This window comes from Fictibacillus sp. NRS-1165 (genome assembly GCF_050468105.1).
Lineage (GTDB): Bacteria > Bacillota > Bacilli > Bacillales > Fictibacillaceae > Fictibacillus_C > Fictibacillus_C terrinigri.
On sequence record NZ_JBDPNU010000031.1, the window covers coordinates 149,278 to 170,376 of the forward strand.

The 21,099-nt window shown below is 46.1% G+C and carries 20 protein-coding genes and 1 other annotated feature; all 20 genes read right to left on the reverse strand.

Translation table 11 applies throughout. The annotated features are described in order from the left end of the window. Positions 1-12 precede the first annotated feature (12 nt). The gene (pyrE, locus tag ABHN01_RS15820; protein ID WP_429876321.1) at positions 13-642 is read right to left on the reverse strand and encodes an orotate phosphoribosyltransferase; all 630 of its coding nucleotides are present in this window, start codon (positions 640-642) and stop codon (positions 13-15) included. Next, positions 623-1,348 carry an orotidine-5'-phosphate decarboxylase gene (gene pyrF, locus ABHN01_RS15825; protein ID WP_429876322.1) on the reverse strand — a complete coding sequence of 242 codons (726 nt, stop codon included), beginning with the start codon at positions 1,346-1,348 and terminating at the stop codon, positions 623-625. The genes pyrE and pyrF overlap by 20 nt, the downstream gene beginning before the upstream one ends. Next, positions 1,321-2,259: a dihydroorotate dehydrogenase gene (locus ABHN01_RS15830; protein WP_429876323.1), complete on the reverse strand. Its 939-nt coding sequence runs from the start codon at positions 2,257-2,259 to the stop codon at positions 1,321-1,323. The genes pyrF and ABHN01_RS15830 overlap by 28 nt, the downstream gene beginning before the upstream one ends. Further along, positions 2,256-3,029 carry a dihydroorotate dehydrogenase electron transfer subunit gene (locus tag ABHN01_RS15835; protein ID WP_429876324.1) on the reverse strand — a complete coding sequence of 258 codons (774 nt, stop codon included), beginning with the start codon at positions 3,027-3,029 and terminating at the stop codon, positions 2,256-2,258. Before ABHN01_RS15835 ends, ABHN01_RS15830 begins: the two co-directional genes overlap by 4 nt. After that, positions 3,026-6,229: a carbamoyl-phosphate synthase large subunit gene (gene carB / locus ABHN01_RS15840; protein WP_429876325.1), complete on the reverse strand. Its 3,204-nt coding sequence runs from the start codon at positions 6,227-6,229 to the stop codon at positions 3,026-3,028. The genes ABHN01_RS15835 and carB overlap by 4 nt, the downstream gene beginning before the upstream one ends. After that, a complete protein-coding gene (locus tag ABHN01_RS15845; RefSeq protein ID WP_429876326.1) occupies positions 6,214-7,317 on the reverse strand; it encodes a carbamoyl phosphate synthase small subunit in 1,104 nt (367 codons plus the stop codon). Before ABHN01_RS15845 ends, carB begins: the two co-directional genes overlap by 16 nt. Further along, positions 7,314-8,600 carry a dihydroorotase gene (locus tag ABHN01_RS15850; RefSeq protein WP_429876327.1) on the reverse strand — a complete coding sequence of 429 codons (1,287 nt, stop codon included), beginning with the start codon at positions 8,598-8,600 and terminating at the stop codon, positions 7,314-7,316. Before ABHN01_RS15850 ends, ABHN01_RS15845 begins: the two co-directional genes overlap by 4 nt. After that, complete coding sequence (locus tag ABHN01_RS15855; protein WP_429876328.1) at positions 8,575-9,501, reverse strand: aspartate carbamoyltransferase catalytic subunit; 927 nt, start codon at positions 9,499-9,501, stop codon at positions 8,575-8,577. Before ABHN01_RS15855 ends, ABHN01_RS15850 begins: the two co-directional genes overlap by 26 nt. A gap of 137 nt (positions 9,502-9,638) precedes the next feature. After that, a complete protein-coding gene (locus ABHN01_RS15860; RefSeq protein ID WP_429876329.1) occupies positions 9,639-10,988 on the reverse strand; it encodes a solute carrier family 23 protein in 1,350 nt (449 codons plus the stop codon). Positions 10,989-11,110: 122 nt separating this feature from the next. Then, positions 11,111-11,686 carry a bifunctional pyr operon transcriptional regulator/uracil phosphoribosyltransferase PyrR gene (gene pyrR, locus ABHN01_RS15865; protein ID WP_290400422.1) on the reverse strand — a complete coding sequence of 192 codons (576 nt, stop codon included), beginning with the start codon at positions 11,684-11,686 and terminating at the stop codon, positions 11,111-11,113. 166 nt (positions 11,687-11,852) lie between these two features. Further along, positions 11,853-12,770 (reverse strand): RluA family pseudouridine synthase, encoded by a 918-nt coding sequence (locus tag ABHN01_RS15870; RefSeq protein ID WP_429876330.1) that lies wholly within the window; start codon positions 12,768-12,770, stop codon positions 11,853-11,855. Then, a complete protein-coding gene (gene lspA / locus ABHN01_RS15875) occupies positions 12,751-13,233 on the reverse strand; it encodes a signal peptidase II (RefSeq protein WP_290399629.1) in 483 nt (160 codons plus the stop codon). The genes ABHN01_RS15870 and lspA overlap by 20 nt, the downstream gene beginning before the upstream one ends. Before the next feature lie 150 nt (positions 13,234-13,383). After that, a complete protein-coding gene (locus ABHN01_RS15880) occupies positions 13,384-14,145 on the reverse strand; it encodes a YqcI/YcgG family protein (RefSeq protein WP_429876331.1) in 762 nt (253 codons plus the stop codon). A gap of 153 nt (positions 14,146-14,298) precedes the next feature. Further along, complete coding sequence (ileS, locus tag ABHN01_RS15885; protein WP_429876332.1) at positions 14,299-17,064, reverse strand: isoleucine--tRNA ligase; 2,766 nt, start codon at positions 17,062-17,064, stop codon at positions 14,299-14,301. Between the two features lie 72 nt (positions 17,065-17,136). Then, positions 17,137-17,358: a binding site (T-box leader), on the reverse strand. Between the two features lie 53 nt (positions 17,359-17,411). After that, complete coding sequence (locus ABHN01_RS15890) at positions 17,412-17,909, reverse strand: DivIVA domain-containing protein (protein WP_290399632.1); 498 nt, start codon at positions 17,907-17,909, stop codon at positions 17,412-17,414. Positions 17,910-17,993: 84 nt separating this feature from the next. After that, the gene (locus ABHN01_RS15895; protein ID WP_429876333.1) at positions 17,994-18,767 is read right to left on the reverse strand and encodes an RNA-binding protein; all 774 of its coding nucleotides are present in this window, start codon (positions 18,765-18,767) and stop codon (positions 17,994-17,996) included. Positions 18,768-18,783: 16 nt separating this feature from the next. Beyond that, positions 18,784-19,059 carry a YggT family protein gene (locus ABHN01_RS15900; RefSeq protein WP_290400423.1) on the reverse strand — a complete coding sequence of 92 codons (276 nt, stop codon included), beginning with the start codon at positions 19,057-19,059 and terminating at the stop codon, positions 18,784-18,786. A 22-nt stretch (positions 19,060-19,081) separates the two neighbouring features. Then, positions 19,082-19,513, reverse strand: coding sequence for a cell division protein SepF (locus tag ABHN01_RS15905; protein ID WP_429876334.1), 432 nt, complete (start codon positions 19,511-19,513; stop codon positions 19,082-19,084). Between the two features lie 12 nt (positions 19,514-19,525). Next, complete coding sequence (locus tag ABHN01_RS15910; protein ID WP_429876335.1) at positions 19,526-20,203, reverse strand: YggS family pyridoxal phosphate-dependent enzyme; 678 nt, start codon at positions 20,201-20,203, stop codon at positions 19,526-19,528. Further along, positions 20,118-21,035 (reverse strand): peptidoglycan editing factor PgeF, encoded by a 918-nt coding sequence (pgeF, locus tag ABHN01_RS15915; protein ID WP_429876336.1) that lies wholly within the window; start codon positions 21,033-21,035, stop codon positions 20,118-20,120. Before pgeF ends, ABHN01_RS15910 begins: the two co-directional genes overlap by 86 nt. Positions 21,036-21,099: the final 64 nt, after the last annotated feature.

A 21,099-nucleotide genomic window follows, 5' to 3' on the forward strand; every position in this document is an offset into this window, starting at 1 on the left:
TCCGCAATCTCGCTATGCGTTTTGAAGCCAGTTTTCCGGATTTTCCTTCCAGCGCAGCAAATGCGAGAGATCCTTTTTAGAAATATAGCCTTCCACCGAGGCTGTTTCTATTAATGTACTAAAATCGGTTAGAGTTTGCACGTTTATTTTATGATCAGCAAGGTTGTCAAAACCTTTCACGAGTTCATAGGAAAAAACAGCCACTACACCAAGAACATTGCAGCCTGCATCTCTTAATGCCTTCACTGCAGAAATAACACTTCCACCCGTTGAGATCAAGTCTTCAACAACAACGACATTCATGGAAGCTTCCGCTTTTCCCTCAATCTGCTTGCCTTTTCCATGGGACTTTGCGCTGCTGCGCACATAGCTCATAGGCAGGCTTAGGCGGTCTGCAAGCAAAGCCGCATGAGGAATGCCGGCAGTCGCTGTTCCCGCAATCATGTCCGCGTCCGGATAATGATTCAGGACGAGTTCTTTTAATCCTTCCGCAATTCTGCTGCGGACTTCCGGATAGGACAGAGTCAGGCGGTTGTCGCAATAGATGGGAGATTTCATTCCGGAAGACCATGTATACGGATGTTCTACCGAAAGAGTTACCGCTTCGATAGAGAGCAGATCTTTAGCTATTTGTTGTTTCATGTTGAAGCCCCCATTCTTTTTCGATGTTTAGATAGGTTTGCAATGGATCAAGAGATTGAGTAATGCTTCTTCCCACTACGATAAAATCGGATCCGAGCTGTTGGGCAGCCGCTGGATCGGCCGTTCTTTTTTGATCGTTCTTATCATCACCCGCAAGCCTGATTCCAGGTGTTACGGCTAGAAAAGCGCTTCCGCATACCTTCTTGATCTGCGGCACTTCAAGAGGGGAACATACTACTCCATCAAGGCCGCTATCCCTGGCAAGGGACGCATAATGGCTGACCGTATTCTGCATCGGTTCATGGATGAGCAGTTCATCCCTCAGCATTTGAGACGATGTGCTTGTCAGCTGGGTCACACCAATGCAGAGCGGCCTTTTTTCATTTCTTGTTCCCTCATTCAGGCCTTCAATGGCCGCTTTCATCATAGCTGTTCCGCCCGCTGCATGAACATTAACCATATCGGCTTCCAAACCGGCGATTCGTTTCATCGCTTTGTGCACGGTTGTCGGGATGTCATGGAGCTTAAGATCAAGAAAGATCTTAAACTGTTTTTCTTTTAAGATGGAGATCAAATCCGGCCCTACCTCATAGAACAGTTCCATCCCGACCTTTACCCAGACTGGCTGTCCCTCAAAAGGCTCAATGAATGATTCAACTTCTTTTTTTCCAGGAAAATCTAGCGCGATAATGATGGGACTTCGCATTCCTTCCAGCTCCCTCCGATTAATTCACTGATATGGTTCACGTTCATATGATCAAGCAGCTCCGGCAATTTAGAGATAATATCCGGACAGATCAGCGGATCCACAAAGTTCGCTGTTCCAATCGCAACTGCGGAGGCACCCGCAAGCATAAATTCGATCACATCTTCAGCGCAGGTTACTCCCCCCATGCCGATGATCGGGATAGAGACGGCCTGGCTCACCTCATGAATCATTCGGATGGCAACCGGTTTTATCGCAGGTCCGGATAAGCCCCCCGTTTTGTTGGCGAGTATGGGTTTCCTCGTTTTCAGATCAATCCTCATCCCAAGAAGAGTATTGATCATGGAAAGTCCGTCCGCCCCTGCTTCTTCGACCGCTTTTGCCATCTCCGAAATATTGGACACGTTAGGAGACAGTTTGACGTAGACCGGTTTGGACGAAACGGATTTCACTTTTTTTGTAAGCTCCGCTGCTGTTTTTGGATCGGTTCCAAACTGGATCCCGCCTTCTTTTACATTCGGACACGATATGTTCAGCTCCAGTACAGAAACTTGGGGATGGGAAGAAAGTTTTCTTGCCACTTCACAATAATCCTCATCCCTGGATCCTGCGATATTGGCAACGATCGGAATGTTGTAGGATTTAAGGAACGGCAGCTCCTTCTCCATGATCTTGTCTACCCCGGGATTCTGCAATCCTATCGCATTTAGCATCCCGCTATGGGTTTCCGCCACCCGCGGAGTGGGGTTGCCAAACCTTGCTTCGGCGGTGGCTGCTTTAATGGCAGCAGCCCCAAGAACCGACAGATCATAAAACCCCGCATATTCACGGCCGAATCCAAAACAGCCGGAAGCGGGCATGATCGGATTCTTCATCTCAAGACCAGGAAGACTTATTGACAGCCTGTTCATAATACCACCTCACCGATTGGAAATACCGGACCGTTGCTGCAGACTTTTACATAGTCAGAAGGAAGCCCTCCGTTCACATGGCAGACACAGGCAAAACATGCTCCGATGCCGCACCCCATCCGCTCTTCCAAAGAGAAGTATCCGCTGGCCGACGGAACCTGCTGCTCCAGTGCTTTAAGCATGACAGACGGTCCGCAGGAATACAGCAAATCATAGGTAAACGAATGGCTTTTAATGACGTCCGTCACGAATCCTTTACACCCTTGAGATCCATCTACAGTCGATATGAAAACTTCACCCACCGCTTCAAATTTTTCTTTGTAAAAGGCGTCTTCGAAAGATTGGAAGCCGAGGACGGAGATGACCTTGATCCCCCGCTTTTGTAATTGTTTCGCCAGGTAATACAATGGAGGCACTCCGATTCCTCCTCCGACAAGAAGTGCTGTCTTGCCTTCTGCAAGTGCGTCAAGAGGGAACCCGTTGCCCAATGGTCCGAGCAGGTCAATCATGTCCCCGTCTTTTTTTTCACTGAGCAGCGAGGTACCTGCTCCTTCTTTTCGATAGAGCATTGTCAGTGTTCGGCTTGTCAGATCCACGTCACAGATCGAGATCGGTCTTCTAAGGAGCGGCTGGAAGGAGTCGCTCACTCTCATATGGACGAACTGGCCCGGAGATGTCATATCTGATACGACATCCCCCTTTACTTTCAGTTCAAAAATATTTCGGGCGATTTCTTTTTGGGAAACTACACTTACCATCTCTTTTCTCATACTAAAACACGATCCTTTTCAAAGGCAGGCATCTGTCTCGCTGTAAAGGTTAAAGATTCCAACACTTCAAGCAAAGCTTCAGCGGTATCCAGGCTCGTTAAGCACACGACGCCGTTCTCGGAGGATTCCCTTCTGATCCTGAAGCCATCACGTGCAGGCATTTTTCCTTTCGTTAATGTATTGACGACAAATTGTGCTTCCCCTTGACGGATGATGTCCAGAAGGTTTCTTTCCCGGCTGCCGATTTTATGGACGACAGTAACAGGAATCTTTTGTTCTTCGAGATATTTGGCTGTACCCTCAGTAGCCATGATGGTATAGCCGATTTCATAGAATCGCTTCATCAAACGCAGAGCTTCAGGCTTGTCCTTGTCCGCCACCGTGAAGAGGACAGATCCATAGGTTGGTATTTTCATTCCGGAAGCGACTAATCCCTTATACAACGCTTTTTGAAGGGTATTATCTCTTCCCATAACTTCTCCGGTGGATTTCATTTCCGGGCTAAGGTACGTATCTACTCTGCGGAGCTTCGCAAAGGAGAATACAGGGACTTTGACGAATACTTCTTGTTTTTCAGGAGCGTAGCCCGTAGGATAGCCGAGCTCACTTAATGACGTTCCAAGAATGACCTTCGTTGCCAGGTTTGCCATCGGGATGCCAGTAATCTTGCTCAAGAATGGAACGGTTCGGCTTGATCTTGGATTGACTTCAAGTACATAGACTTCTTCTCCATGCAGCACGAACTGGATGTTAAGAAGACCCACGATCCCCAGACCTCTTGCCATTGAAATCGTTCGTTCAATTATTTTTTCTTTCTGTTCAGGCGTTAATCGCTGAGGCGGGTAGACAGCAATGGAGTCTCCAGAGTGAACGCCTGCACGTTCAATGTGCTCCATGATTCCAGGGATGAAAACATCCTTTCCGTCAGAGATCGCGTCAACCTCTACTTCCTTGCCCTCAAGATAACGGTCGATCAATACAGGATGCTCAGGATTCACCCTTACAGCGTTCTCCATGTATTGAAGAAGTTCTTTTTCCTTATAGACGATCTCCATCGCCCTGCCTCCCAAAACATAGGACGGCCTTACGAGGACCGGGTAGCCGATTCTCTCTGCGATAACTTGTGCTTCTTTGACAGAAAATGCGGTTTCTCCATCAGGCTGAGGGATGTTCAGTTCTTTCATCGCCTGTTCAAAACGGTCTCTGTCTTCTGCTCTGTCCATGTTGTCAAGTGAGGTTCCAAGGATGGCTACTCCCCGCTCATGCAGAGCATCCGCAAGATTGATCGCTGTCTGGCCGCCAAACTGGACAATGACTCCTTTTGGCTTCTCTTGATCGATGACATGCATCACTTCTTCTACGGTTAATGGCTCAAAATACAGTTTGTCAGACGTGCTGAAATCTGTCGACACCGTTTCTGGATTATTGTTGATAATAATCGCTTCATAGCCCGCTTCTTTGATCGCCCAAACCGTATGCACCGTCGCATAGTCAAACTCAATGCCTTGCCCGATCCGAATGGGGCCGGAACCAAGTACGAGCACACTTTCTTTTTCTGTTCGCAACGATTCGTTTTCCTCAGCATACGTCCCATAGTAATACGGTGTTTCAGACTCGAACTCAGCCGCGCAAGTGTCCACCATCTTATAAACGGGCTTGATGTTCTTCTCCGATCGAAGGTCATAAAGATCCTTTTCCGCCATGTTCCACGCTTTAGACAGCCATACATCACTGAAGCCTTTTTCTTTTGCAGAACGCAGCAGGCCGAGATCTCCAACGTTGTTAAGAACCTTCTGTTCGAGGTCGATGATCCCTTTGATCTTCTCCAGGAAGAAGACATCAATTTTTGTAATCTCCCAGATTTCCCTTACTGTCATTCCGATCCTTAAGGCTTGTGCGATATGATATAAACGCTCATCGTCGGCGGTTGCGAGCACCGGAATCAGTTCCTCTCTAGTCTGCTTAGGGTTGCTGATTTCAAGATGATAGCACTTCGTTTCGAGGGATCGGACCGCTTTCAGCAACGACTCTTCCAGATTTCTTCCGATGGCCATGACCTCTCCGGTAGCTTTCATTTGAGTACCGAGCTTACGGTTGGCTCCTTCGAACTTATCGAACGGCCAGCGAGGAATCTTTGTCACGATATAATCGAGCGCTGGTTCAAAACTGGCATAGGTAGAGCCGGTTACTGGGTTTTTAATTTCATCAAGTGTATATCCGACAGCGATTTTCGCTGCGATTTTGGCGATTGGATAGCCTGTAGCTTTTGATGCGAGCGCCGATGACCGGCTGACCCTCGGATTTACTTCAATGATGTAATAGCTGCTGCTGTCTGGATCAAGAGCAAGCTGTACATTGCAGCCGCCCTCGATCTTCAAAGCACGAATGATCTTTAGGGACGCGTTTCTTAAAAGCTGGTAATCTCTGTCACTTAGTGTCTGGCTTGGTGCTACTACAATAGAATCACCCGTATGGATTCCAACAGGGTCGATGTTCTCCATGTTGCAGACCACAATGGACGTATCATTGCTGTCCCGCATCACTTCATATTCGATCTCTTTAAAGCCTGCGATGCTCTTTTCAAGCAACACCTGGTGTACAGGGCTTGCCAGGAGCCCGCTCGTTACGATCTCCTTTAATTCTTCTTCATTTCCGGCAATTCCGCCGCCTGTCCCGCCAAGCGTGAACGCAGGGCGGATGATTACCGGATAGCCAACTTCAGCAGTAAAAGCGACTGCCTCCTCATACGAACGGATGATTTCACTCTCAGGAACCGGTTCGTTTAATTCGTTCATCAGCGTTCTGAAAAGTTCACGATCTTCCGCCTGCTGAATGCTTGTCAATGTCGTTCCAAGCAGTTCAACAGAGCATTCTTCAAGAATTCCGCTCTCAGACAGTTCGACAGCCAGGTTAAGCCCTGTTTGACCTCCAAGCGTCGCAAGAAGTCCGTCAGGGCGTTCCTGCCGGATAATCCTGCTGACGAAAGGAACGGTAAGCGGTTCGATGAAAACTTTGTCTGCGATAGAAGTATCGGTCATAATTGTTGCCGGATTGGAATTGACAAGGATTACCTCATAGCCTTCTTCCTTTAATGCCTGGCAAGCCTGTGTGCCGGCATAGTCGAATTCTGCAGCTTGTCCGATGACAATCGGACCTGATCCGATTACAAGTATTTTTTTAATATCTAAGCGTTTAGGCATATTTCTTTCCCCTCTTCCTTAGCGGTTTCCATCATGTTCATGAACTTTTCAAATAGCGGATTGGCATCCATCGGCCCCGGTGAGGCTTCAGGATGGTATTGGACAGAAAATGCAGGTTTCACTTTATGTCCCAACCCTTCGACTGTTCCGTCATTTACAGCAATATGCGTTAACTCAAGCTCTGTTCCTTCGAGCGTTTCCGGGCTGACGGTATACCCATGGTTCTGTGCCGTCAGTTCTATTTTGCCTGTCTGAAGATCTTTAACAGGATGGTTGGATCCGCGGTGTCCAAATTTCAGTTTTTCTGTATTTGCACCAATGGCCAGTGCGAACAGCTGGTGTCCGAGACAGATTCCAAACAGCGGAATTTCCTCTTCAAGAATGGTGTTGATCATTCCGAGGGCTTCCGGTACATCTTTCGGATTCCCGGGGCCATTGCTTAAAAGGATGCCATCCGGATTAAGCAGTATAATCTCTTCTGCTCTTGTATTGTAAGGAACTACGATCACATCGCAGCTGCGCTGTGATAATTCTCTCAAGATTCCGCTTTTTGCGCCATAATCCACAACAACTACCCTTCGTCCTGTATTCGGCAGATGATAAGGAGTTCTCGTTGAAACCGATTGAACATGGTCGGTTCTGAGCGGGGCATTTTTAAGCTCCTCTACAATGGCACAAGTATCAGAATCAGCTGAAACGATCTTACCTCTTAGGGTCCCGTGTTTTCGGATTAACCGGGTGAGTTTTCTAGTGTCAATCCCCATTAATCCCGGTATGTTTTTAGCTTTTAAAAGTTCATCAAGCGTTCCAAGTGACTGGTAGTGGCTCGGCAGTGCACATGCTTCATTCACGATCAGTCCATGAATGGCTGGAGAGATGGATTCAAAATCCTGGCGGTTGACACCATAATTTCCGATCAGCGGGTAGGTCAGTGTTACGATCTGTCCGCAGTAGGAAGGATCGGACAAGATCTCCTGATATCCTGTCATCCCTGTATTGAAGACTACTTCGCCATCTTTTTCCTCTGCACTCCCAAATCCTTCACCATGAAATTCGGTGCCGTCTTCTAAAATAAGAATCCGTTTCATGCGTTCACACTCTCCTTTTCATACTTAATGCTTCCTTCTACAAATGTCAGTACGGGCCAGCCTTTACAGCTCCATCCGGAAAACGGCGTATTCTTACCTTTTGATGCAAACCGGTCTGGATCAATTTTTTCTTCATGCTCTAAGTCGATGACCGTCAAGTCGGCAACTGCTCCAAGCTCTAATGTTCCATATGGAAGCTCAAACGCTTCAGCAGGCTTACGTGTAAAACCGTCAACCAGCTCTTGCAGCGTCATCACCCCGGTTTGAACAAGGTTGGTATAAAGCAGCGGGAAGGCTGTCTCCAGGCCGACGATGCCGAACGGAGCCAGCTCCATTCCCTGGTCTTTCTCATCCTTGCTGTGAGGCGCGTGGTCAGTCGCGAGAAAATCGATAATTCCGGATTTAAACGCTTCGATCAGCGCTTTTCTGTCGTCACTCCCTCTAAGAGGAGGATTCATTTTATAGTTGGTGTCCAATCCAGGAATATCTTCATCACACAGCAGCAAGTGATGTGGTGTGACTTCAGCCGTTACTTTAATCCCAGCAGCTTTCGCATCTTTAATCACACGGACGGATTCCTTCGTGCTTACATGGCAGACGTGGTAACGCGCTCCTGTTGCCTCAGCGAGGAGAACATCCCTTGCGATCTGTACCGCTTCACATACGGAAGGTATTCCATTTAATCCATGGGTTTGGGCAAAAGCTCCTTTATGTACCGAGCCTTTGTGGATCAGTGTATTTTCTTCACAGTGAGCAACAATGACTGCCTCATTCTGTTTGGCCTTCGTCATCGCCTGCAGCATCATGTCGGCTGACTGAACTCCCACCCCGTCATCAGTGAAGGCAAATGCACCATTCTGTTTTAATGCTTCAAAATCGGTAAGTTCCTTGCCTGCTTGCCTGATTGTAATCGAAGCATAAGGCAGCACTCGGACAGAAGCTGTTTCTTTGATCTTTTCATTCACCCATTGAATCTGTTCCGCATTGTCCGGTACCGGTTTGGTGTTTGGCATGGCGGCAACTGTCGTAAACCCGCCTCTCGCTGCGGCTCTTGTTCCCGTTTCAATCGTTTCTTTATGTTCACCGCCAGGCTCACGCAAATGAATATGCAGATCGATCAGCCCTGGAGTGATCAGTCTACCTGAGACATCAATCACGTTATGGCCTTCTTCTGGAATCAGATTCCCCAAATCAGAGATCCTTTTCCCCTCGATCAAAATATCCTGTACCATTTGTTCGTTATTTCCTGTAAGTACTTTACCACCCTTTAACAAGATGCCCATTTTGAACTTCCTCCTTTGAATTGGTTTCCAGCGCCCATTTGAGGACTGCCATTCTGATAAACACACCATTGTTCATCTGCTTAAAGATGCGCGAACGACTGCATTCCACAAGTTCATCCGCTATTTCCACCCCCCGGTTTACAGGAGCCGGATGCATGATGATCGCGTGGTCTTTCATTATTTTTTCACGTTCCACAGTGAGACCGTAACGGTTATGATACAGTTCTGAAGTCATTCCGCTTTTGCTTTCATGGCGTTCATGCTGAATTCTGAGAAGCATGAGGACATCTGCTGTTTCAACGGCTTCATTCATGGTTAGGTAACGATTTTCAGCCGTTTCCTCGTCATACCATTCTTTTGGACCGGAAAAGGCTACTTTTGCGCCCAGCCGGTCAAGGATTTCGGCATTCGATTTTGCAACGCGGCTATGCCGGATGTCTCCAACAATCACTACCTTTAATCCTTGGAGGACAATAAATTCCTGCTGGATGGTCAGCAAGTCCAGCAAAGACTGAGTAGGATGGTTTCCACATCCGTCCCCCGCGTTGATGATCGGAATTCTTACTCTGCCGGCCAGTTCATCAAAATACCGGTCCTTGCTGTGCCGGATGACAGCTGCCGCAGCACCGACCTCTTCAAGCGTTCTCACTGTGTCGTACAGGGATTCCCCTTTCAATGTGCTTGAAAAGCCACAGTCAAGATTCAGTACGTCAAGCCCTAATTTTCGTTCAGCAGCTTCAAAACTCATTCTTGTTCTCGTACTGGGTTCAAAAAACAGGTTGGCTGCGAATGTCTGGCCTTCAGGCTTCCATTTTTCTCCCTTGGCAAACGCGTGTGCATCATGCAGGATCTGTTCGATCTCGATCACAGACAGATCTTTCATCGTTAGTAAGTGTTTCATAGGATCAGCTCCTTGTTTTTTCTAAAAAAACACCCTGACGGTTTTGGTCAGGGTGTGGCCAGACTTGAAAAAGCGTGTACGCTCTTTCTGCCGGTTTCACCCTTCTAAGTCTCTCGGACTCAGTTAAAAGGTGTTCATTATGCAGCTGGGTCTTTCTCGGATACTCCAAACATTTTATTCAGCAATTCAGAATCTTCATCACGGCCTGGGAGAATCAGGTTTAAGAACACACCGATTAAAGTGGCAAGCGCCATTCCCGCGACCTGCAGTGTTTCGGTAAACTGTAGGACTGCTCCGCCGATCCCTGTGACCAGGATAACGGAGGCGATGATCAGGTTTCGTTTGTTGCCAAAATCAATTTGATTGTCGATAAGCATTCTAAGGCCTGAAGAGGCGATAATCCCGAATAGCAGAATGGAAACACCTCCCATGACAGGGGTTGGTACAGAGCTGATCAGCGCCGTAACCTTTCCTGAAAAGCCGAAGCAGATGGCCGTTACGGCTGCTCCCCCGATGACAAACACAGAGAACACTCTTGTGATGGCAAGGACACCGATGTTTTCACCGTAAGTGGTCACTGGCGGCCCTCCGATAAAAGATCCGATCATTACTCCGATTCCGTCACCAAGAATGGATCGGTGCAGTCCCGGTTTTTCTAGAAAATTTCTTCCTACAACCTTGCTCAGGACCAGCTGGTGCCCGATATGCTCCGCAATCGTCACTGTGGCCACCGGCATCATAATCAAAGCGATAGACCAGGAAAAGTGCGGGGTGTAGGATACAAACGGGAACATAAAATCAGGTGCGTCGATCAGGCTGGCTTGTTTTACTTTCGACAGATCCACCATACCCCTTGATAATGCGAAGAGGTAGCCTGCAATGATGCCGATCAGGATCGGGATGATTCCAAAAATTCCTTTTAAATACATCGAGCATATAATTGTGACAGCCAGTGTGAACAGTGCAACTGTGAAGTAGGACAGACTGTATTCGTTCGTATGCGGATTGTTCATCGCCATTTTAACCGCTGTATTGGCGAGTCCCAGTCCAATCACGATGATAACAGGGCCGACGACTACAGGAGGCATGATTCTCATCAGCCATTTCAGACCGCTCGTCTTAATGATCAGCGCCACAGCACCGTAAACAAGACCTGCAAGGAAACTTCCCACCATCGCTGCTTCTGGCCCTCCGAGGGTTTTTACAGCAATGATCGGTGAAATGAACGCAAAGGAAGAACCAAGATAAGCAGGGATTTGGCCTTTCGTTACAAGCAAGTAAGCCAGTGTGGCAAGGCCGCTGGAAACCAGTGCAACGCCGGGATCCAGTTTCACCAGGAAGGGGACAAGTACTGTCGCACCAAACATGGCAAACAGATGCTGAAGGCTCAATGTGATCCATTGATGAAGTTTAGGTACATCCCGGACATCAAGCACTGCCTGGGTTGTGTCCTGTTGATTTGTATTTTCGTTTTTGTTTTTACCCATAAAAAATACCTCCTTTGCAAGTTAAGGAGGTTGTGCTGAATACACAGATCTGCCTGATGCTGCAGCCTGTCATCCAAACCTCCCTTGCTAGCCTCTCTGGACTCGATTTAAAGGGACGTTCTTTATTTGCTTTTTTCGTGGATGGAAACTTCATCCGCTCCATCGACTTCCGCTACGGAAGCAGAAATAATTTCTGTATTTGATGTTGGTACATTCTTCCCAACGAAGTCAGCCCGGATCGGCAGCTCACGATGACCTCTGTCGATGAGGACAGCCAGCTGAATGGACGCAGGGCGCCCGATGTCCATAACCGCGTCCATCGCCGCTCTAACTGTTCGTCCTGTGAACAGAACATCGTCCACTAGTATGACTTTCTTATTGGTAATATCTGCAGGAATATCGGTTCCTTTTAACTCGGGTTCAAGATTCTCAGTCTTTACTTTGAGATCATCGCGGTAAAGAGTGATATCGATGTCACCGACATTAACCGGTTTTCCTTCGATGTTCTGGATCCGCTCAGCGAGACGTTTTGCCAAATATTCACCCCTGGTTTTAATGCCAACGAGTACGACATTTTCAATCCCTTTGTTTCGCTCAATAATCTCATGGGCAATTCTTGTCAATGCCCGGCGAATCGCCTGATCGTCCATAATGACTGCCTTTTGCATGACCTGCTCACCTTCTTCTTTATAGGATATGTTACAATCATCCTTTGAAAACGGCCCATAAAAAATTCCTCTCACCCATATGGTGAGAGGACATAGTTAGGCCATAAGCCTAAATCCGTTTTCCTTCTCAGCCTCACGGGACTGTCGTTAAAGGACTATTCATTTGGTTTCATTATTACAGAAAGAAGATAACCTGTCAACCCATTTTCCGTCGAAGATTGTCGAGCAGCTGTTCCATATCATCTGGAAGTGGAACTTCAAATTCCATATATTCTTTCGTGCGCGGATGTACAAAGCCTAGCAGACCAGCATGCAGGGCTTGTCCATTGATATCCAGTGTCTTTTTGGGGCCGTACTTCGGATCGCCGGCAAGAGGAAAGCCGATATATTTCAGATGTACACGAATCTGATGTGTTCTGCCGGTTTCCAGCTGGCATTCCACCAGTGTAAAATCATTGAATCTTTCCAGGACATTGAAATGGGTTACAGCATCTCTGCTGTTTTCATCTGTGACCGTCATCTTTTGACGGTCACTCTTGTCTCTTCCGATCGGTGCATCAATCGTTCCCTTGTCATGATGCATCACACCGTGAACAATGGCTTTGTATTTTCTTGTTGTTGTCTTTGCCTTTAACTGGCTCACAAGAGATGCATGGGCCATGTCGTTTTTAGCAACCATCAACAGTCCAGTGGTATCCTTATCAATACGGTGCACGATGCCTGGGCGCAGCACTCCGTTTATTCCCGATAAATCGTTGCAGTGAGCCATGAGCCCATTAACGAGCGTGCCTGAATAATTGCCAGGAGCCGGATGAACCACCATTCCTCTTGGCTTGTTCACTACAAGCACATCTGAATCTTCATAAACAATATCCAGATCCATTTCTTCAGCTACAACATCCAAGATGGTCGGATCAGGAATTGTGATCGAAATAACGTCACCGGCATTGCATTTGTAGTTGGTTTTGACTGTCTTTCCGTTGACCGTTACCAAACCGTCTTTCACCCAGTTTTGAACTTGAGACCGTGACCAGTCTAATTCAATAGAAGTTACCACCTTGTCGATCCGCTCGGATTGGTAATCTTCGTCTATCTTAACCTCGATGTGCTCCATTCATGTTCTCCTTCTTATTCTTGCTTTCCATTAATGTTTGAATAAAAATCAATATAACACCGACTACAAGTGCTGAATCGGCTACATTAAAAATCGGATAATTATAGCTCGATATCTTAACGTCAAGAAAGTCAACGACTTCCTTTCTGATGATGCGGTCCAAAAAGTTTCCAGTGGCACCGCCGAGAACAAGGCCAAGTGCTGTGCGCAGCAACGGCTGGTGTTTCGCATGCTTTTGCATATAATAGATCACTGCTGCAATAACAGCAATCGTAATGATGATAAAAAACCACATCTGATTTTGAAGTATACCGAAGGCAGCTCCTCTATTCCGATGTGAGGTTATGTAAAAAACATTTTCGATCACGGTTATACTTTGTCCATAATTCATGTTTTTAACGATCCACCATTTTGTCACCTGGTCGAGGCCAAGCACCAAAAGCGCCAGAAGATAATAATACACTTTGTTTCCTCCGATTCCTAAGTTTGTACTTTCAAATTTTAGCACAGGCAGAAGGCCGAGCACAATCTAAAGCGTGAATTAAATTGAGTTTGGATTCCTGTTGTGCATAGAAAAAAGCAGAGTTCTGCCTGCCTCTTTCCGCCCATTACATCAGTTGCCATTGTTAGGTTGCGGGCCGTTCCCCCGCAGATGATGAAATGGACAAACGGATGCGGCTGTTTCGTTATCCCTTAAATAATATTGCTTCCATTCTTTATTATCTTCATCCCCATACTTTTTTAATTCAGGATGAATCGGCGCAGTATCATAAGATAACAGCCTGCTCCTGATCCAATCTGACATTTTGTCTGCCCTTTTTTTATCCTCATTAAAACGGGAAAGCACCCATCGAGGGGTAAGAGCGAGCATGAAGCAAGGAAAGTAACGGCTGTACCTTCTTTCGTGTGCCGGTGTTCCGCAGTATACAAAGTATTGTTCCTGACCGAAGCAGAATTCCCATGTCCTATCCTCTGGATCTGGAGAAATATGAACAGGCCAAGGTTCTTTGTCCATCTTATGGGTTCTGATCATAAGATCCCAGAAAATGTTCTCGTAAGCTGCCACGTTCTTTGCTCCTGCACCCGGGCCAGAGAGAGAATGAAAGAATACAACCAGTGCAGAATAATCGCCGGTTTCACGTGAACACGAACCATAGGACTCCAGCAAACGTGCAAAAACAGCTGGTGCTTTTTCATGTTCGGGTGCAGGCGCGAAACCAAAACGTATATGATTCAGCTGATAGCCTTGTATCGCAGGAATGCAAGGAAACTTACGCTCTTGATCGATCATTTTTTGATGAAAAGCCAGGAAAGCCTCCCTTTTCCAACCGACTGGCAATAATGATGCGTTCTCCCTGTCTAATAGACGTTCCATTCGCGCGCGCCCCCTTGACTTTACTTTATTGCTGAACAAGAGATAAGGTGAATGTCCGATGAAAAGCAGACAATAAAAAAAGAACTGCTCCCCTCAACCTGTTAATTACAGGCTGAGAAGTACAGCTCTTTTGCTTCAGCAAAGATGAAACATTTAATTTTTGTAGTTTTCAGCTACAATCTCAGCACATGATGCACAGAGGGTTGGATGTTTCTCATCAGAACCGACTTCGGGTGTAACAACCCAGCAGCGCTCACACGTTTCACCTTCAGCTGGTTTAACAGCAACAGCCAGATGTTCGTATTGTGCTGCGCCTTCAGGAGCTTCGTTTTTTGTGCCGCCGATTACCGCTTCAGACACGATGAATAGCTTATTGAGGTCTTCTACCCCTTCAAGCCAAGTCTTCACATTTTCTGAAGGATACAAAGTGATGGATGCTGTGAGAGATTTTCCGATGACCTTCGCATTTCTCGCTTCTTCCAGTGCTTTGAGAACTTCATCACGCAGATCCATAAATCGATCCCAATCTTTTAGTAATTGGTTTTCTCCAGAATAAGACACAGTATCAGGCATACTTGTTAATTGTACACTTTTCTCAGTAACTCCAGGGATATAGTCCCAAACTTCATCTGCCGTGTGGGCAAGAATCGGAGCCGTCAGTTTCGTGATAGACACGAGTGCCTCGTAAAGAACCGTCTGGATGCTTCTGCGTTTGATATCATCTTCTGCTTGAATATAAAGCGTATCCTTTGCAATGTCCAGATAGAAAGAGGACAAGTCGATTGTACAGAAGTTATGGATCGCATTATATACAGTGAGGAATTGATACTCGTCATACGCCCTCTTCACCCGGTCGGTCAGTTTATTGAGTTTAACCAGCATATACTGATCAATCTTGCCAAGCTCTTCAAAAGGTACGGCGTTGGCTTTTGGATCAAAACCGTTTAAATTACCCAGCAAGAAACGCAGCGTGTTACGGATCTTACGGTACACTTCAGCCACTTGTTTAAGAATATCATCGGAGACCCGGACGTCTGACTGATAGTCTACAGAAGATACCCATAGGCGGATAATGTCTGCGCCAAGCTGATTCATCACTTTAATCGGGTCCATGACGTTCCCGATCGACTTGCTCATTTTTCTTCCTTCACCATCAAGAACGAAGCCGTGGCTGAGGACTGATTGATAAGGAGCTTTCCCAGTGATCGCTACTGATGTAGAAAGCGATGAATTAAACCAGCCTCGGTATTGGTCAGAGCCTTCCAGATAAAGATCTGCCGGACGGGACAAATCTTCACGTTCTTCAAGTACGCTCCAGTGGGAAGAACCAGAGTCAAACCAAACATCCATAATGTCTGTTTCTTTAGTAAAACGTCCGTTAGGACTATGCTCGGAAGTGAATCCTTCAGGCAGAAGTTCTCTTGCATCACGTTCAAACCAGACATTGGAGCCGTGTTCGCGGAACAACTTAACAACGTGGGCAATTGTTTCTTCTGTCATGATCGGTTCACCGTTCTCAGCATAGAAGACCGGGATCGGAACACCCCATGCACGCTGTCTTGAAATACACCAGTCTTCACGATCCTTGATCATGTTGAACAACCTGGTTTCACCCCAGTTTGGGATCCAGTTGACTTCTTTAATGGCATCAAGCATCTCTCCACGCATTCCCTTAATGGAAGCAAACCATTGAGCGGTGGCACGGAAGATTACCGGTTTCTTCGTTCTCCAGTCATGCGGGTAGGAGTGAGTGATGAACGATAGTTTTAACAACGCACCAGCTTCTTGAAGTTTTTCTGTGATTGGTTTGTTTGCTTCATCATAAAAGATACCTTCAAAGCCAGGAGCTTCACTTGTCATCACACCGCGGTCATCAACGGGGCAAAGCACATCAAGGCCATACTTTTTACCAACAAGGAAGTCATCTTCCCCGTGCCCCGGTGCCGTATGGACACACCCTGTTCCTGCGTCAGTCGTGACATGGTCACCCAGCATAACGAGGGATTCTCTGTCATAAAAAGGATGCTGAGCAACAATGTACTCCAGCTCTTTACCTTTTACGGTCTTTAGAACAGAGACATCCTTCCAATCCAATTCTTTTTCAAGCTGTTCGACTAATGCTTGCGCTACAAGAAGCTTTCTTCCTTCTGCTTCAACAACCACATAGTCAAGATCAGGATGAACAGAGATACCGAGGTTTGCCGGAATCGTCCATGGGGTCGTTGTCCAGATGACGATGCTGACGTCCTGGTCGAGCACACCTTTCCCGTCTTTTACTTGGAATGTTACATAAATGGATGCCGAACGCTTGTCATAGTATTCGATTTCCGCTTCCGCCAATGCCGATTCAGATGAAGGAGACCAATAAACAGGCTTTAAACCTTTATAGATGAATCCTCTTTTCACCATTTCGCCAAATACTTCGATCTGACGGGCTTCATACGCTTTGTTCAAAGTAATATAAGGGTTCTCCCAATCACCTCGCACTCCCAGCCGTTTAAACTGATTACGCTGGCGGTCTACTTGAGTGAGGGCATACTCTTCACACTTCTTGCGGAATTCAGCAACCGACATCTCTTTTCTTTTTACTTTTCCGCTCTTCGTTAAGGCGGTTTCAATTGGAAGTCCATGTGTATCCCAGCCAGGAACATATGGTGCATGATAGCCCGACATTGATTTATAACGCACGATCATATCTTTAAGGATTTTGTTCTCCGCATGGCCTACATGGATATCTCCATTTGCATAGGGAGGTCCGTCATGAAGAATAAAGGAAGGGCGTCCATTTGTATGTTCCTGAACTTTATTGTAAATGTCCATCTCTTCCCACTTGGCTTGAACTTCAGGTTCCCGCTGCGGCAGGTTGCCCCGCATCGGAAATTCTGTTTTCGGCATTAATAACGTGTCTTTGTAATTCATATTTTTCCTCCTGCATCTCGAAAATCAAATCAAACTATGTCTACGCATATAAAAAAGGCCTTCTCGTCACTGTAAAGGGACGAGAAGGCCACCCGCGGTACCACCCTAATAGGTTCCTAAAGAAGAAACCCGCTTTAAAATCGTATCGTGATCGAACGCCAGGCTTACTTTAATAGGTTCAGCCGGGAAACTCCGGGGTGATCTTCTGTACAGTCCATTTACCGGTCTTCCACCATCACCGGCTCGCTTGCAATAAATGGGTACTCTACATACTTTCCCTTTCATCGTTGCCAAATATAATAATCTTTAAAAAATTATATGCTTTGGTTGAAAAAACGTCAAGCGTTCTATTTCATCTCCAGTTCGTACTCTTCCCCGCGTTCCGCTGGCTGAAGAGCATCCCAGTCTTCATTTTTAAGCATTTCAAGCTGTGCCTCAATGAGCATACGGAATCGTGTGCGGTAAACAGAAGATTGCTTTTTAAGTTCTTCAATCTCCATTGCGATCTTACGGGATTTAGCAAGGGATTCATTAATTATGCGGTCAGCATTTTTTTCCGCTTCCTTGACGATCAGCCTCGCTTCTTTTGTTGCGCTTCGCTTTACCTCTTCACCCGTTTCCTGCGCAACTAGAATCGATTTGTTTAACGTTTCTTCAATATTTTTAAAATAGGAAAGCTTCTCTTCCAAATTTTCAACTGTTTCTTCCAATTCTCTTTTCTCACGGATCACTGATTCATAATCTTTTATGACTTGGTCAAGAAAATCATTGACCTCATCTTCATTATAACCGCGAAATCCACGGGTAAACTCTTTATTATGAATATCCAATGGTGTTAAAGGCATTTCCGCCACCTCCACTAATGATGCTTTCTATTACTAACCTAGTTTCGACAATAGTCAGGCCATTCCTTCTAGACCGTATCATCTTTATTGTAAAATTCCGTATCTTATCCGCCATCTGTCTTTTTTTGTTTTTCCTTCCACTGCGAACAGTTTGCTGCGGCCATATCCCCTAAGCGATAAATAATCTCCTGGTTCAACTAGGAACGAGGCCTCTTCTGTGATCCTCCAGTTGACCTTGGCTTTAGACCCGGTAATGAGCGGGCTCATTTTGGACCTGGAAAGGCCATAAATCTCGGAAAGAACGACATCGAGCCGCAATGAGGAAACCGTTCCTTCTTTCTCTTCATATGCCTCTTCAGAGAGAATGAGGTCATGCTCTGAAACTTCTTTCAGTCTGACCGCCGCTTTTCCAATCCGTTCCAGGTTAAGCCGGACAAAGTCACTCACATCCCCAGCAACAATGATCTGCATCCTGTCCTGGCTATGAAGAATATCGCCAAACTTTCCTCTCTTCATTCCAAGGTTCATCAGAGAACCGAGTACGTCCCGATGCTCGATCGTTACAAACTTAGTCGGATAGTTCACTTCCAGTACAGTAATTTCAAAGTCTGTTTTTTCCGGCTGAAAATAGGATGGATAGATCAAGGCTCTCTTTCTCTCAGAAAAAGAAGAGCCTCCCCAGAACGACAGGGAAGCTTCCGAGCCTTTTCCAATCATGCTCTCAGCGATATCCTGTTCCCGGGGATCAAGGAAATCGGTGAGTTTTACAGAATAACGTTCTTCAGCTTCAGACTTCCACTGCAGCACTTGATCGATAAATGGATATTCTTCTTTTCGAAAATGCTGATATATGTTCATTTATGCTCCTATGCCTCTATGCCAGGTATTGGGCAATCCAGTAAACGACCATTCTTACACCGTATTGTGCAAACGACAGTGCAAATAGTGCAACGATCGGAGAAATATCAATCATGCCGAGGGGAGGGATGATTCTCCTGAACGGCGCCAAGTATGGCTCCACGATTCTGGCGATAAATTGGCCGATCGAAGATTCCCTTGCGTTCGGGAACCACGACATTAATATGTAAGCTACGATTATATAGCGGTAGATAGTGAAAAGTTCAGAAATAATGTCCCCAATCTGGTATATCAAAGAAAGCACCGTCCTCGTCTTATTCGCCTTCCAGCATTTCCGATATCGAACCGGAGATATCTACGTTTTCCGGTGTACACAAAAATGTGTTAGGGCCTAATTTTTGTATATCTCCACCGATCGCATAAACGGTCCCGCTTAAAAAATCAACGATCCGTTTTGCCTGATCATGGGGAATGCGCTGCAGGTTCATGACGACCGCACGCCTGTTTTTTAATTGATCAGCGATGTCCTGTGCTTCCGCATAGACTCTTGGTTCCACAAGGACGACTTTAGATTGCTGATGTATACTTTGAAGGCTGACAACGTTCTGCTTGTTTTTCTTCGCATGGGCAGGGGGGTATTCGTTGTTCTCTCCAGTTTCTTCACCATTCTCTTCAACCACTTCTTCATATACATATTCATCTTCCTCAAGATCAAAAAAACGCTTGAATTTGTTCTTAATGCTCATGATTGGCACCTCCTAAAATTCTTTGCCGACCAGGCTGGTCCCAATTCTCACGAACGTTGCTCCTTCCTGGACAGCTATTTCATAATCATTGGACATTCCCATGGAAAGCTCTTTGCATGGCGCAAAATCATAATGCTTAGCCTGTATGTCATTTTGCAGCTGTTTGAGTGTTGAAAATACAGAACGAAGGGTTTCCTCTTCTTCTGTATGAGGAGCCATGGCCATCAGCCCTACAATTCGAATATTTGGGTACTCCCTCATTTTATCGACAAATGATAGGGTTGTTTTAGCAGGCATGCCGTGTTTTGTTTCTTCCCCGGATACATTGACCTGAACGAAGCAATCGATGACACGGTCTGCTCTCTTATCGATCTCCTTTGCAAGAGAAAGCCTGTCCAGTGAATGTATATAATCCACATACGGAAGAATTTCCTTCACCTTCCTTGATTGCAGAGACCCGATAAAATGCCACGTCACATCCCGGCCTAGAACGTCGTACTTTTCCTTGAGTCCCTCCGGACGGTTTTCACCGATATGTGAAACGCCTGATTTCACCGCCTTAATCGCCGTTTCTGTACTCACATATTTCGTAACGGCAATGACTTTAACGTCCTCTGGCTTTCTGTTTTTTTTCTTGCATGCTTCTGATATGTTCGTTTGTATGACTGAAAGATTTTGCTGGATATTCACGTTCTGCTCCTTTCAAACGCCCGATATAGCTCATGATCCTGCCCGTTTTCCCGTGTTCCTTGCGATGAGAAAAAAATTGATCATTCATACAGCTTGTACAATAGGAAGTCGCAATGATGTTTTCTTCTTTCATACCTGCTTCAATCAGGATCATTTTATTTACTTCCCTTAAATCCAGCATATAATGTTCTTTGTTTACCTGATGGTATGGAAATTTTGCCGGATCACCATGAAGCACTTTGTTTATTTTTGTTATGACAAATTCATCAACCTCATAGCAGCAGCTGCCGATCGACGGGCCTATAGCTGCAATGATGTCCTCGGGCTGGACACCTTCCGCATTCACCCATTGACCCACCATGTTTGCTCCAATCTTGCCGACCGTTCCTTTCCAGCCCGCATGGGCAAGGCCTACAAGCTGGTTGGCAGGACTCATAAAGAAAAGGGGCACACAGTCAGCGTAAAGTGATGTGAGTAGTAGATCCTCTTCTGCGGTATATATTCCATCGGTGCCTTTAATCGCACTTGCCAAATCTTTGGCGCCCTTTCCGGCATCCTCTTTCGTTACTTTTTTGATGATGGCATCATGCACCTGCTCAGTGCCCACCCACTGCTCCAAAGAAGCGCCAATGGCTGAACTTGCGCTCTTCCGGTTTTTCAGAACATCCTTCGGGTGGTCTCCGACATGAAATCCTAAATTTAATGATTCATATGGATGCTTGCTAAAACCATTGTGCCGTGATGTGATTCCTGCTGTTAATCCGGGATGCTGGTTCATCCAGTCAGCCAGTTTATACATGCTGCCTTGTTGTACAAATGGTTCAGCTCTCAAAACCGCACACTTCCTTCTGTGAAAAAGTATTATCAAATGGAGACGAATATTGGATTATTATGCT